The following is a 13,063-nucleotide window of genomic DNA, read 5'->3' as shown; positions in this document are numbered from 1 at the left end:
ATAGCCAATCGACAACTATAAACACCAATTGGAGGAGGAACGATCATGGATTTGGATCCAAGAGTTAATGAAAGAATGAGAAGCGATAGAGCTTACGGTTTGATCAGGAGCGCAGAACAGGCGGCGGAGCTGATCGAGAATGGTATGGTTGTGGGAGTCAGTGGTTTCACTCCATCTGGATACCCCAAAGCGGTGCCTCTGGCTTTGGCTGAGAGAGCAAAAAGGGGTGCAGAATTGAAAATAGATCTCTATTCCGGTGCTTCTGTCGGCCCTGAAATTGACACGGCACTCACAGAAGCCGGCATCATTAGAAAAAGACTGCCCTACCTTACCAATAAGACGATCAGAAAGGCTATTAACAAAGGTGATGTAGAATATACTGACATGCACCTTTCTCACTCTACCCAATACATCAACTACGGGTCTATCCCAAAAGTGGATATCGCAATCGTGGAAGCTTTAGCGATCACTGAAGAGGGTGGCTTGGTCCCTACCACTGCAATTGGAAATGCGCCTTCCTTTATTAAACAAGCTGACAAGGTCATTGTCGAACTGAATCTGCATCAGTCCATGGCTTTAGAGGGCATGCACGACTGTCTCGTCATGGATAACCCGCCACACAGAAGGCCTATCAACATTGTAAAACCCGATGATTTGATCGGAAAACCTTACATGGAATGTGGTTTTGATAAAATCGCCGCCATCGTCATTACCGACTTGCAGGACGGCGTTCGACCACTGGCAGCGATCGATGACAATGCAAAAAAAATTGCACAGAACATCATTAAATTTTTGGAAAAAGAAGTGGAAGCCGGCAGATTGACAGATACGCTCCTGCCCATTCAATCAGGAGTCGGAAGCGTTGCCAACGCCGTGCTCTACGGACTGCTGGACTCTGAATTTCACGATCTGACCTGCTATACTGAGGTTGTCCAGGACTCCATGCTGCAGATGCTCAAATGCGGAAAGGCAAAATGTGCTTCTACAACTGCAATCTCACCATCCCCGGAAATGAAAGAGCAATTTGACCAGGAGGCAGAGATATACAAAGGTAAGCTGATCTTCCGGCCGCAGGAAATCAGCAATAATCCAGAGGTCATTCGCAGGCTGGGCATCATCGCCATGAACACCGCCCTGGAAGTGGATATCTACGGCAACGTCAACTCAACTCACGTCAACGGCTCCGGCATGATGAACGGCATCGGCGGCAGCGGTGATTTTGCCAGAAACGGCTCCATCACCATTTTTACAACAGCTTCTCTGGCTAAGAATGGGGATATTTCTTCTATCGTTCCCATGGTCTCTCATGTAGATCATACCGAACATGACGTGATGGTCATCGTCACCGAGCAAGGATATGCCGATCTTCGCGGATGCAGTCCAAAAGAACGGGCGTTAAAAATCATCAGCAACTGCGCTCATCCAGACTATCGTGAAAAGCTGATGGATTATTACAAGCGCGCCTGTGAAACCAGTGCCATGCAGACGCCGCATATTCTAGAAGAGGCCTTGTCTTGGCATGTAAAGTTTATGAACGAAGGTACCATGAAATAAAAAAAGAGAGTGCATGATGAAATCTGCCGGCTATATCAGCCTTGAGATTCCTCTGCACTCTTTTTCATCTCTCAAAAATAACATCCGTGCCTATAGATTCCAAAAATTTTAGAAAGTCCCTTTTCTTTAAGGATAAGGTAGCGGTGTTTCGATTAGGATGAAAGTTGACCAATTCGTCTTCTGCTGCATCTGTAATCAGTTTCTCAAGCACCACGGTGACTCTGTGATCCTTATCACTGAGCAGACCAAAAGGCGAAACAGAGCCCGGCGTCAGTCTCAACAACTCCCACATCTCTTTTTCCTGTGCAAATCTAATTTTCCCCCATCCTGTCAAGTCTTTGAAGTGTTTTTCATCCATGTGGCGGTGATCTTCCAAAATGACCATAAAAAAGTGCTCCGTCTTTTTATCTTTGATCAAAAGATTTTTCAAGTTAAGTCCAGGCAGAATCAGACCTTCGTCTTCTGCTTCTTTGGTGGAAAAAATCGCTTTGTGCTCATGAATGTCATAATCGGTAATTCCAATTCTCTGAAAAACGTCGTAAAGTTCTGCTTCATAAGATTCCATTATATCACCTTCTTTCAAATTTTAGTTCATATTATCTCAAAAGTCCTTCATCGTCAACAATCTTATCAATGAAATATCTCAGAAACTTTTCATTCTCTCTCGCATACAATGGACTATAAAAATACTTTATTATTGAGGTTCATTTATGAAATATGCAGCTTGGAGAAAGGGAGTCATCATGATTATTGCAGCTGCTGCCGTAACTGCATTGTTGGCTGCAGTCATTTCAGCTGGCAAGATGGACAATACTCCTGTGTTTGATTCTCATACTGATGCCAGGGCCTATTATTGTCAGCAGATTTTAGACCATAAGCGGCAGATACAGTTCACCTACGTCACAGACAACGGCAATACTTCTCAAGTCTGCAAGTTTTTTCACGACGATGCATTTGCAGATGAGGGCAGCGATTTTTCTTCGATGGGTGATTATTTGCGATACAGCCTGTTTGATGGTTATAAAGCCAGCTGCAGCTACTTGAAGAAAAACAAAAAACACTATTATACGTTCAGCTACCGGATTGCCTATAAGACCTCTGCAGTGCAGGAAAAAAAATTCGAAATACTGCTGCAGGAAACATTGGATTCATTGCATTTAGAAAAAAAGACTGCGTATGACAAAGTCAAGACAATCTATGATTACATATGTCATACTGTACAATACGATGATATCCATGGACCAAATTACTCTGAAAAATACACTGCTTATGCGGCTCTGGTAAATCAGCGTGCTGTCTGCCAGGGGTATTCTACATTGTTCTACAGGATGTGCAAGGCAGCGAAAATTCCAGTGCGTATCGTGGCAGGCACCGGCAGAGATGAAAATCACGCCTGGAATATCGTCAAACTGGGTCATGTCTACTATAACGTCGATGCCACTTGGGATGCAGGAAGAAAAGAATACGCTTATTTCTTAAAGTCTGACGATGCCTTTACCGATCACCAGAGAAGCAAGGAATATGCTTCTCCCTCTTTCAATGCTGAAAATCCTATGGCAGCTTTCAACTATTGAAAAAGGGGAAAAACAATTTCCTATGAATCAAAAAAGACTATCCCTCCCAGGTCTAGTCTTTTGTTCTCTATAAGCTATACTCTTTTCTGAAATTCGCTGCCGCATTGATGGCATGTGATTCTGATAGAGCCCTTCCCTTTAGGCGCTCTCATCTTCTGTCCGCATCCGGGGCATTTGAAGAAAGTGTAAATCTTGCGTTCATAACGCCACTGTTTCAGGCTTTTGCCTTTAGTGATTTTATATTTAAAAGCCAGATACTTGTTATTTTCCATTTCCCTTTTATAGATATTCCTCGAAAATGCCCTAAAATAGGCATAGATAAAAGCGAATACCCCTATATAGTATGCGACTCTGTATACAGCCGGAAATTTGACGAAGAACATCGATAAAATCATCAATAGCATGGCTGTCATGATGAGGAATCTGCCTAGATTGTCGAGACCCCGTCTGCCTTGCATAAAGCGATATAGTTTGTACTTGAAGCCGTTCATTCTCTCACCTCCTGATGCTCTTTATTACTATAGTACACCGTATATGTATGTTTTATATTTTGATTATGTGAAGAAGTTGTGATGCTTTATCTCTATATTTTGTGGTATACTAAAAAAGAATTGAATTGTAAGGAGATTTTATTATGGATAAGAAATCTAGGGATTATGAGGTATGTCTCTGCTACCACACAACCCGTGGAGAAATAGAGGATATCATCAGAGAGACTGGCGTATGCGATCTCAAGGCCCTCTGTGAAATTGCAAAGGTAGGAGACAAGTGCGGTGGCTGCCGTGAAGATTTGCAGATGATTTTGGATGATATGGCTACAGAGTCAGAAAACTAAGCAAAAAGAGAAAAGACCGGAACCAATTTCATTAAGTTAAACGAATCGGCTACGCCGCCAGGGCTGACCTGACGGCGTTGATTTTTTCAAGGTACGTATAATCTATCGTTTACAATACAGCCCCCTTAAAGTTTGGGAAACCTCACGAATAACTTGATTACCCTCCTTTATTTGATTGGGTTGTTAACATCCGGCAAGTCGCAACTTAACTATAAAGAAAGACTTTTTTTAATTCAGAATATCGCACACTTCAGCACCTATCATACCAATTTTAACTCCAAGCCTTTCTGCTTTCGGCAAAACAACCTTTACCGGATTTGTAAGGATTTCATCAAATGAGCTGCCACTGATGACACATGCCGCATCACCAAAATTGGTTGCCGCTTCCTGGTTTAGATATCCACACATAATATAACCCTTTTTACAAACAAGTATAATCATGTTCGGGTGCCCTTCGCCACCAGGCGCATTGATTAGCACTCCCTGTACATCATTCCCATTAACATTTAATATCTCTGTTTTAATCATTTTTTCCTCCTATAATTTGTTTTATTTAATCTGACGTGTAGCAAGATTGTTTAACGCATTGATATATATTTCCGTTGTCTTATTTAAGTCTTCTACAGAAATATATTCATTAGGCAAGTGGGACATTTCCTCCTGTTCCGGAAAGATTGGTCCAAATGCAACTGTATTAGGCATTGCCCGTGCAAATGTGGCTGCGCCTACAGTAAACGGCTGATTGATGATATCACCTGTGACATCACGGTATGCGTTTTCTAAAAGAACCACGACCTCATCATCCCGTTTGAAATAGATTGGTCTCATTTGATCAACTATCACATACTGACACCCCATTTTTGCTGCAGCTTCTTTTATACACGAAGCAAATCTTTCATAATCAGAACTGATTGGATATCTTATCCCTGCAAGCAATTGGATCTTCTCATCATTCATAATGATTTGTCCCGGGTTAAATGTCAACAGACCTGATTCCTCATCACTACATGCACATCCTAAAAGTCCTCCGGTATAATCTTCACTGATATATCTTTCATATGATTCTGCAAAAGTATGACAATCCAGGTTACTTCCAAGTTCTGACATGAGACGGATTGCTCTTGAGACTGCATTAATCCCTTTCTCCGGTGACATGGCGTGACAGCCACGACCTTTTACACTGACATTCAATTTATCACCGCCAGTTGTTATTGCTATATCATACCCCAGCCTGTTTGCGGTGTTTTTTATTGTATTAGCTATTGTCTCTGCATTATCTGTTCTGAAAGTGAAATTCGCATTAGCCGGAACACTGTTTCTGGCCATTCCTCCATCAAAAGCTACTAATTTAATCGATGATTTACTGTCTCTTTCCAAGTTCCAGATATAGTCGAAGTCTATCAACCCCTTCTCGCCAAATACGAGAGGAAACTTACCATCCGCTGCAAAAGATATTTCCGGGGCGTTTGCATGCTCACAGTAGTAAGCAATGTCTTTCCATTCTCTTTCTTCATCGCCGCCAACTATAATTCTAAGTCGGATATGATCCGGAATCAATCCGTTGTCTTTCATGTATTTAGCAGCATAGAAGCAGCAAACCAATGGTCCTTTATCATCTACCGTTCCTCTTCCATAAATTCTGCCATTTTTTATATTCGCCTGAAAGGGATCCGTATCCCAGCCTTCGCCTGCCGGGACAACATCCACATGGCATAACATTCCTATGACATGCTCTCCTGTGCCAATATCTGCCTGAAGTGCATAGCCATCATATTCCGTAATTTCAAAACCGAATTCCGCAGACTTTTCTTTGACCCACTGAAACCCTTTTTTGACATCTTCACCAAAAGGCATACCGGGTTCAGGGCTATCATTGTTTACAGTTGGCAGTGAAATTAGTTCGCACAAATCATTGATCAATTCGTTCTGATAAGTTAAGTAATCGTATTTTATCATTGCTACAGCTCCGTTTCGTCAACAACATTCTGTTTCTCTCTAATAAGTTTTCTGAGAACCAGATACAGTACGAATGAAATAACTATGCCGATAAAGATTGCATAATCCGTACCAAAAACAAATGTAAATACGACGCCTGTTGCCCAAGAGATGATTCCAACCCAGTCAAAACCATCTTTATAGAACCACTTGTCAGGATTGCCTTTCCTTACGATCCAATAGTCGGCAACCATGACTCCGGCAACTGGACCAAAAGCATCGCCGCAAAGTGTCAGGAATGTTCCAAAATGATACATAATACCCGTCAGGGCTAAAACTGTTCCAAGCACGCCTGCAATCACTGTCATAATTACTCTGCTCTTATCACTTGAATTGAACAGCATAACCATGTCAATACCGGCACTGTATGAATTGGTCGTATTTGTTGTCCATGTAGCAGCTATCAGTACAAGCATACCAAGAACAGGCAATCCTAATGTGCAGAGGATATTACTAATATCTGAATCCCCTGTCATAACCGATAATATATATCCCAGAATGATCATTATGACGCTTATCGGAAATACCCCGAGAATTGTCGCCAGAGCGGTATCTTTTCGTGTCTTTTGAAATCTTGTGATATCGCCGGTTACTACCATCCCGCATGACTGTCCGCCGAATGCCATAGCGATACCTGCAATGACCGAAATCTGTGTTTCTGCAGGTGGCTGATATCCTGCAAGCGCTGCCGTGCCATATGTCTTAAAGGCAATGATTGACGCAATGCCGATGACGATAATCAGGGCTGGAATCGCAATATTATTCAACCATCCAAGCGCATTGATTCCCCATACCGCTGTAATCAACATAATGATGCCCCAAATGATGATTGATGCTGTTACGCTGAAATTAACACCAAAGAATTTGCTGAGGAGATTTGAAAAAGCTTCTCCACATACGACTGTCTGATATCCAAACCAGCAAATCAACGCTGCTGAAAAAAGTATCATCATAAAAATTCTGACACCTGTTTTGCCAAACGCTGATGAAGCAACTACGCACATCGGCCTTCCAAGATCGCTACTCTGCATTCCTATTAAAGTCATAAAGAACACTGCGATTGCAAATCCTACTATAATTGCGATGATAGCTTCACTAATTGATAGGCTAGATGCTAGCGTTGATCCTACCATAAGGCAAGGTATGCTAATCATTATTCCCGCCTGTATCAATGCTACTGTCCACCAGTTTTTTCTTTGCTTGTCCGGCACGCGACTTAATGTTACACTTTCCATTGTTCCTTTGCTTTCATTCATTTTCTTTCTCCTGTGACAATTCACTTTATTATATAACTGTTTTTTATTTGACCATGACATCTGCAATCGCCTTAAACTCAGGACATGCAAACTCACCATTCTCCATTATGACCTGATCATCGAACAAAATAGTTATTCTTGGACATATAACATCTACATGCGTATCTGAAGGTTGCCCTTTCGGAGGCATATCCAGTGCACTGACATGACCGATTCCCCAGCATGCAGCTCCATATATGCGTTCATCTATCACACAGTATGATGCTATTTCTTTTGATCCTGGCAGCAATCCTACAAGAACATGCGCGATCATTCTTGCATTTTTATCATATTCAAACTTCTTATACCAATTATTAAGGAATTCTGATGCATTTTTTTCTCCATCGATACCAACTACTCTTCCTTCATCAATATGTATAAATGCTGGTTCATCTGAGATGGTGTCCGGTTCCTGAGACGCTGCATACACGGCCCTACATGCAATCGTCCCCTTTGCAGTGCCTTGCTTTGGAATAAAGTTGATATCTGCAGGTGGCGTATACATTCCTGGGATGCTGGCGTCCCCGTTATCCATAGCTATGAAATTATTTGTGTCCACCTCGAAAGTAATATCCATGCCATCACTATTGCACACAGTTATCGATTTTGATTCGTTATACCTTTTTCTTATAAGATTGGTCAGTTCCACCATCTTCTCCACCCGGAAGCTACAGTACATATCATATAACATGTCGGTTGGAAGATTAATGGTCAGCATGTATCTCATCTTTTTGTTGTTTTCCATAACATGTTCATAGATGTCGGAGTACAGCAATCCCATTGACCCTGCATCAATCCAGCAGTCCACGTTCATAAGGAATTCTTTTGTTGCCTCTACAGGGACTGTCGCTTCGGCGGCCTTGCTCTGTCCTGGAGGCGTTGCTGTCTTCAGAATGGTGCAGGCAACATCATTTTCATGACAAACTTCAAGATAGGCTTCCAGTTGCTTAAAATTAGAATCTTGATCTGCAGTAATTGCCAGGTACTCGCCCTCTTTTATTTTTAGATACTCATTGATCATTGCTTCTGCAACATATCTTTCTTTGCTCTTTTCCATCGTTTTCTCCTATCTGAGTCCTTTTTCATGACTCTTCTTTATTAGTGCTGCTCTGATGCGCCGTATAATAGCTTCAATCGTTTCATCGTCTCTGTAGCATCCTTGTACAAGTCGGATATACCCTTCTCCCATGCTTCCATAACAATTCCCTGAATTAACGAAGACCTTTGCTTCTTCTATAAGATAGTTGACGATTTCATCTGAACTGCCTAGTTTTGACACATCGATCCACGACAAGAATGCACTTTGTGGAATCTGCATCTCTACGCCGGGTATATCTCGCAACGCATCGTACAGCACTTTTCTCCTGTAGTCAAACGTTTCTTTGTAACCTCTTAATAAAGCTTTTCTCTTCTGTAAAGCCGTAATCGCTGCAAGTTGTGATGCAGTATTGCTTGCTCCAATCACGCTGACAGCAGAAGCAAACATTGTATCAATGAGAACATCCGGAGCAACTATGTAACCAACTCTCAGGCCGCTAAGTCCAAATCCCTTAGATATAGAAAAAATTGTAATTGTTCTCTCAAACATTCCTTCAAGGGATGCCATAGTTATCATTTCTTTTTCATCAAACACGATATCCTCAAACGCCTGGTCAACAACAATGATGAGATCATTCTTTTTCACGAAATCTGCTAGTGCTTCCATTGATTTACGCGAATAAACAACTGTCGTTGGATTGTTTGGATTTGAGAGGATCACCATCTTTGTCCTGTCAGTAAGTCTTTTCTCAAATTCTTCAATCTCAATTTCAAATCCAGTCTCTGGCATTACCGGCACTGATACAGGAATACCTCCGAGTATCTGTACAGCCTGAAAGTTATTCGGATAGCTTGGATCGACAATCATAACCTCATCACCTGGCTCAATGAATGGAACCAGCGAAAAAAACAATGCTGCATCTGATCCTGGTGTGATAATAATGTTCCTTTTTGAATTCACACTGAGGTAATTATCCTCAAAGAGCTTTTTGGCTATCGTTTCCTTAAGTTCTGCATTTCCAATAGGTGCAGTATAGTGCTGTGCTGTTCCATCTAAAAGTGATTTTTCTATCGCAGCGCGCACATCATAATCTAACTTGTCATCCGGAAAAAAAGGATCTGCCCAGCACAGCATCGCAACATCGTCTTCCTTCATTTTGTCAGCATTGTCTCCGACATCTGCTTTGTTTACTGATTCAAACAATCCGCCTTTAAGTGTTTGAAAGTATGGTTTCATCTTATTTCTCATAGAACAACCTCCTCGTTTGTCGCACTCTATCTTGCTGCAATGGCCTCGATTTCAACCAGTGCGCCTTTTGGCAGTGCAGCTACCTGATAGCATGCTCTCGCTGGACATTCGACAGTAAAAAACTTTGAATAAACATCATTAACTATTCCAAAATCAGCTATATTATTAGGAAGTATCAACTGGCGTTTCCCCATTTAAAGGATTAATTGGAAGCTGATTTATGTTTCGATGTCAATTGCATTTTAATATATTTTTATCAACATGTCAATAATTTTTTATTATATTGATATATTTTTATTTTTTTAATAGAATTTTATTGACCTTTTGCATCTAACAAGATAGAATAGTTGAAGGCTAGAATAAGAGAATAGGAGAATATAATGAGTAATTTAAAAAAACTTGAAAAATATTTCCCTTTGGTTGACTTTTGGGGCGAGGTATGTGGTCCTGCCTATGAAATACTTTTACATGATGTGTCTGAACCCAATCATTCAGTCGTTAAAATTGTGAATAATCACATAAGTCACCGGGAAATCGGAAGCCCTCTTACAGATCTGGCAATTGACCTTATTGAATCAAAAGAATACGAAACCAAGAGTCATGTAGCTAATTATCTGGGCAAGACGAAAGAAGGCAGACATCTTGTAGCATCTACCTTTTTTATTAAAGAAAATGATAAACTCATTGGGCTTTTATGTGTTAACCACGATACCCATGAAATACAAGATATATTTGACGATCTTGAAAAATTCATTGAAAATCACGCACTCTACCCAAACCCTAATAAAGCTAAATATCAGGAAAACTTTGATACCAATATCAATGGACACATGTATGATATTGTCGAAAGAGAAGTCAATGATTCGATTATTTCTCCTGATCGCATGAAGGCATCAGAAAGAAAAGTGATTGTGAATAAACTAAATGATTACGGTGTTTTTGCCGTACGCGGAATGGTTCCTTTCGTCGCAGAAAAGCTATGCACGTCAGAACCAACCATTTACAGATATCTTAAAGAGATCAAAAATAAATAAGTCCTTGAACAGGCTATCAAATAAATAGGAACAGAGCATACAAATTGTATGCTCTGTTCCTATTTATTTGATAGCCTGCCTGGTCTAATGCCTATGACAGCTTTTAACTTAATGACATTGAGACCGTGGCTACCGGTCTTTTCTCTTTCTGTACTTAAATCGCTCCTGTAAACGGCGCCAGTTCCAGTCTGACAAAGTAGCCCTGATTATGCTGACATACCGGACAAATCTGCGGCGCGCTGGTACCTTTGTGAATATGTCCGCAGTTGAGGCACATCCAGTCACACTCCACGTCAGAGATGAAGAGTTTGTTCTGTTCGAGCAGATCTGCGAACATGCCGAATCGGTCTCCGTGAACCTTTTCAATCTTTGCAATCTGATTAAATGAGTTGGCTACAGCCAGAAAGCCCTCTTCTGCAGCCTTCTGTCCAAAAGCACTGTACACGTCGTCGTGCTCCTCATATTCGTTGTGCTGTGCATAGCGCAAAAGCTGAATCATAGAATCTGTGATATCAACTGGATAACCACCGTCAATGTGGATCGTATCCCCTGCCAGTTCTTTCAGATGATTGTAGAAAATCTCACCGTGTTCTTTTTCCTGGTTTGCTGTAAATGTAAAAACAGCTTCAATAACATGAAGATTTGCATTTTTTGCCTGAGACGCGCCGAAAGTGTATCTGTTTCTCGCCTGGCTTTCACCCGCAAAGGCTCTCATCAAGTTGTCTTTTGTCTCACTATTATTAAAATTCGTTGACATTTTTATCCCCCTTATCTTTTATTAAAGATAGTATTTTACATTTTAGGTTATACTATGCAAAAAACATCAAAGAAAAAACGACTTTCAAGCATTTTTGAAAGTCGTTTTATACTTTTCTTTACATTTCAAACGGATTGATTCTTCCTGTCGCGATAAATATGATCGCAGTGACAATCAAAGCCGCCAGTACCACGCATGCAACGATGTCCCCGGTACTTTCAAAGATCTTTTGACCGTTTTTCTTTCTATTATAGTAATACATTATGCTGCCAGGTGCGTACAAGATCGTTGCGATTAAAATATACTGCAAACCACTTGCATATAGCAGCCAGATTCCATAAATCGAACCTACAATACCGATGAGCCATGCCATTGCTTTATTGCTGTTGCCCGGTTCTAACCCCTGTCCTCTGATTACAAGTTTTAGGTAATAGAATGCAGAGAACACGTACGGCACCATAATCGCGCTGGTTGACATCGCATAAACAGCCTGATAGGTTCCAGCGTTAAAATAAATGATAACGATGAATACCTGAATGAAAATGGCCGAAATGATGACAGACCATGTAGGCGCTTTGAATTTGTTCAATTTGCGGAACACCGACGGGAATGCCCCCTGTTCTGCCGGACCATATGCGCTGTCTACACAGAGAATGGTATAGGAGAACAACGCTCCGCCCAGAGATACAATCACAGCGATGTTTACAAGTGCAGCACCCCAAGGACCCACGACATATTCTAATAAACCTGCCATAGGCGGATTTGTAAGCGCAGCCAATTCTTCTGCCGGCATGACACCCATGCTCAAAACAGAAATCAAAAGGTAGAGTACGAACAGTGAGAGGAAGGAAATCACGGTTGCAATACCTGCAACTTTTGTGTTCTTCCCTCTTCCGGAAAGCACTACAGCACCTTCAATTCCAATAAATGTCCACACTGTGGTGTATACTGTGGATTTGATCTGATCTAACAGACTCATTCCACTTGCTTCCCCAGTGAAGTTATCCATGAAGATGTCCCATTTGAACGCACCAGCCAAAATGATGGCAACGACCATTACGACAATTGGGACACACTTTGCAATCACCACCACTGCATTAATGGCTACTGCCTGGTTTACGCCTCGCAGTACAAGCAGAGACAACAACCAGATGATGACCGATGCAACGACCATGGAAACCAAGTTGCTCCCGGTTCCAAAGACCTCAAAGAAGTTTCCCAGTGCCGCAAAAAGCAGCGTAATGAAAGAAAGCTGTGCCAGCATTGCGCTCATCCAGTAACCCCATGCGGAGTTGAACCCGACAAACTCTCCAAAACCTTCTTTTGCATAACTGTAGATACCACTCGTCAAATCTGTTTTTACAACGCTCAGTTTGAAGAAACACATAGTCAGTCCCAACATACCGACGCCGCAGATCACCCATCCGAGCAGAACTGCCAGTGTATGGGCTCCGCCGGCAGCGAAGTCTCCAGATAAACTGAAGACACCGCTGGCCAGAGTCAGCCCTATAGAAAATAGCGCCAGTTTGGCGACGCCTAATCCCTGTTCATTGGATTTATTGCCCATATTAAGTTACCCCTCTCTTATCAAGAGACTAGAATCTTAATGATAAGCAGCTAAGTCCGCCATCAAGTTTTCTGTACTCTGATGTGTCAACTAAGATTGTCTTGTAGCCCAGGTCCTGTACCGCTTTCAGCACTGCCGGATAGCCTTCCGGTACGATGACGGTGT

At 41.7% G+C, this 13,063-nt stretch carries 14 protein-coding genes; 4 read left to right on the top strand and 10 right to left on the bottom strand.

Translation table 11 applies throughout. The annotated features are described in order from the left end of the window. The first annotated feature begins 45 nt into the window (after nt 1-45). On the top strand, nt 46-1,554 hold the full coding sequence (locus ACMQ5W_RS10665) for an acetyl-CoA hydrolase/transferase family protein (protein WP_419025174.1): 1,509 nt from the start codon (nt 46-48) through the stop codon (nt 1,552-1,554). A 64-nt stretch (nt 1,555-1,618) separates the two neighbouring features. Here the strand turns inward: ACMQ5W_RS10665 and ACMQ5W_RS10660 are convergent, their stop codons facing one another. Continuing rightward, nucleotides 1,619-2,119, bottom strand: coding sequence for a YbaK/EbsC family protein (locus ACMQ5W_RS10660; RefSeq protein WP_419025173.1), 501 nt, complete (start codon nt 2,117-2,119; stop codon nt 1,619-1,621). A 145-nt stretch (nt 2,120-2,264) separates the two neighbouring features. On the opposite strand from ACMQ5W_RS10660, the gene ACMQ5W_RS10655 reads away from it, so the two are divergent. After that, on the top strand, nt 2,265-3,128 hold the full coding sequence (locus ACMQ5W_RS10655; RefSeq protein ID WP_419025172.1) for a transglutaminase domain-containing protein: 864 nt from the start codon (nt 2,265-2,267) through the stop codon (nt 3,126-3,128). Between the two features lie 74 nt (nt 3,129-3,202). On the opposite strand, the gene ACMQ5W_RS10650 is transcribed toward ACMQ5W_RS10655, so the two are convergent. Beyond that, complete coding sequence (locus ACMQ5W_RS10650; protein WP_148494696.1) at nt 3,203-3,619, bottom strand: hypothetical protein; 417 nt, start codon at nt 3,617-3,619, stop codon at nt 3,203-3,205. Nucleotides 3,620-3,762: 143 nt separating this feature from the next. On the opposite strand from ACMQ5W_RS10650, the gene ACMQ5W_RS10645 reads away from it, so the two are divergent. Beyond that, complete coding sequence (locus ACMQ5W_RS10645) at nt 3,763-3,963, top strand: (2Fe-2S)-binding protein (protein WP_419025171.1); 201 nt, start codon at nt 3,763-3,765, stop codon at nt 3,961-3,963. Nucleotides 3,964-4,191: 228 nt separating this feature from the next. On the opposite strand, the gene ACMQ5W_RS10640 is transcribed toward ACMQ5W_RS10645, so the two are convergent. Genes ACMQ5W_RS10640 through ACMQ5W_RS10615 form a run of 6 tightly spaced genes read right to left on the bottom strand, consistent with a single transcriptional unit; the run spans nt 4,192 to nt 9,734 of the window. Next, nucleotides 4,192-4,491 (bottom strand): DUF1805 domain-containing protein, encoded by a 300-nt coding sequence (locus ACMQ5W_RS10640; protein ID WP_419025170.1) that lies wholly within the window; start codon nt 4,489-4,491, stop codon nt 4,192-4,194. 21 nt (nt 4,492-4,512) lie between these two features. Next, entirely contained in the window at nt 4,513-5,919 is a 1,407-nt protein-coding gene (locus ACMQ5W_RS10635; protein WP_419025169.1) for a Sapep family Mn(2+)-dependent dipeptidase, read from the bottom strand. A 2-nt stretch (nt 5,920-5,921) separates the two neighbouring features. Beyond that, on the bottom strand, nt 5,922-7,214 hold the full coding sequence (locus ACMQ5W_RS10630; RefSeq protein WP_419025168.1) for a cytosine permease: 1,293 nt from the start codon (nt 7,212-7,214) through the stop codon (nt 5,922-5,924). Between the two features lie 43 nt (nt 7,215-7,257). Next, the gene (locus tag ACMQ5W_RS10625) at nt 7,258-8,310 is read right to left on the bottom strand and encodes a hypothetical protein (protein WP_419025167.1); all 1,053 of its coding nucleotides are present in this window, start codon (nt 8,308-8,310) and stop codon (nt 7,258-7,260) included. Between the two features lie 9 nt (nt 8,311-8,319). Then, nucleotides 8,320-9,540 (bottom strand): pyridoxal phosphate-dependent aminotransferase, encoded by a 1,221-nt coding sequence (locus ACMQ5W_RS10620; protein ID WP_419025166.1) that lies wholly within the window; start codon nt 9,538-9,540, stop codon nt 8,320-8,322. Between the two features lie 26 nt (nt 9,541-9,566). Then, complete coding sequence (locus ACMQ5W_RS10615; RefSeq protein ID WP_419025165.1) at nt 9,567-9,734, bottom strand: Rid family hydrolase; 168 nt, start codon at nt 9,732-9,734, stop codon at nt 9,567-9,569. A 186-nt stretch (nt 9,735-9,920) separates the two neighbouring features. Here ACMQ5W_RS10615 and ACMQ5W_RS10610 point away from each other — a divergent pair, with 186 nt between their 5' ends. Then, a complete protein-coding gene (locus tag ACMQ5W_RS10610) occupies nt 9,921-10,574 on the top strand; it encodes a helix-turn-helix transcriptional regulator (protein WP_419025164.1) in 654 nt (217 codons plus the stop codon). Nucleotides 10,575-10,728: 154 nt separating this feature from the next. On the opposite strand, the gene rbr is transcribed toward ACMQ5W_RS10610, so the two are convergent. After that, nucleotides 10,729-11,331, bottom strand: a complete 603-nt coding sequence (gene rbr / locus ACMQ5W_RS10605; protein WP_148494692.1) for a rubrerythrin — start codon at nt 11,329-11,331, stop codon at nt 10,729-10,731. A 118-nt stretch (nt 11,332-11,449) separates the two neighbouring features. Then, nucleotides 11,450-12,898, bottom strand: coding sequence for a basic amino acid/polyamine antiporter (locus ACMQ5W_RS10600; RefSeq protein ID WP_419025163.1), 1,449 nt, complete (start codon nt 12,896-12,898; stop codon nt 11,450-11,452). Between the last annotated feature and the right edge of the window lie 165 nt (nt 12,899-13,063).

Source organism: Emergencia sp. (genome assembly GCF_048465375.1).
GTDB lineage: Bacteria > Bacillota > Clostridia > Peptostreptococcales > Anaerovoracaceae > Senimuribacter.
This window is presented reverse-complemented; position numbering and strand designations above follow the sequence as displayed.

Excerpts from the sequence above, each read along its gene's own strand:
- ACMQ5W_RS10625 (WP_419025167.1), bottom strand. The coding sequence starts at position 8,310 with ATGGAAAAGAGCAAAGAAAGATATGTTGCAGAAGCAATGATCAATGAG.
- ACMQ5W_RS10615 (WP_419025165.1), bottom strand. The coding sequence starts at position 9,734 with ATGGGGAAACGCCAGTTGATACTTCCTAATAATATAGCTGATTTTGGA.
- ACMQ5W_RS10650 (WP_148494696.1), bottom strand. The coding sequence starts at position 3,619 with ATGAACGGCTTCAAGTACAAACTATATCGCTTTATGCAAGGCAGACGG.
- ACMQ5W_RS10655 (WP_419025172.1), top strand. The coding sequence starts at position 2,265 with ATGAAATATGCAGCTTGGAGAAAGGGAGTCATCATGATTATTGCAGCT.
- ACMQ5W_RS10635 (WP_419025169.1), bottom strand. The coding sequence starts at position 5,919 with ATGATAAAATACGATTACTTAACTTATCAGAACGAATTGATCAATGAT.
- ACMQ5W_RS10645 (WP_419025171.1), top strand. The coding sequence starts at position 3,763 with ATGGATAAGAAATCTAGGGATTATGAGGTATGTCTCTGCTACCACACA.
- ACMQ5W_RS10630 (WP_419025168.1), bottom strand. The coding sequence starts at position 7,214 with ATGAATGAAAGCAAAGGAACAATGGAAAGTGTAACATTAAGTCGCGTG.
- ACMQ5W_RS10640 (WP_419025170.1), bottom strand. The coding sequence starts at position 4,491 with ATGATTAAAACAGAGATATTAAATGTTAATGGGAATGATGTACAGGGA.
- ACMQ5W_RS10610 (WP_419025164.1), top strand. The coding sequence starts at position 9,921 with ATGAGTAATTTAAAAAAACTTGAAAAATATTTCCCTTTGGTTGACTTT.
- ACMQ5W_RS10620 (WP_419025166.1), bottom strand. The coding sequence starts at position 9,540 with ATGAGAAATAAGATGAAACCATACTTTCAAACACTTAAAGGCGGATTG.
- ACMQ5W_RS10600 (WP_419025163.1), bottom strand. The coding sequence starts at position 12,898 with ATGGGCAATAAATCCAATGAACAGGGATTAGGCGTCGCCAAACTGGCG.
- ACMQ5W_RS10665 (WP_419025174.1), top strand. The coding sequence starts at position 46 with ATGGATTTGGATCCAAGAGTTAATGAAAGAATGAGAAGCGATAGAGCT.
- rbr (WP_148494692.1), bottom strand. The coding sequence starts at position 11,331 with ATGTCAACGAATTTTAATAATAGTGAGACAAAAGACAACTTGATGAGA.
- ACMQ5W_RS10660 (WP_419025173.1), bottom strand. The coding sequence starts at position 2,119 with ATGGAATCTTATGAAGCAGAACTTTACGACGTTTTTCAGAGAATTGGA.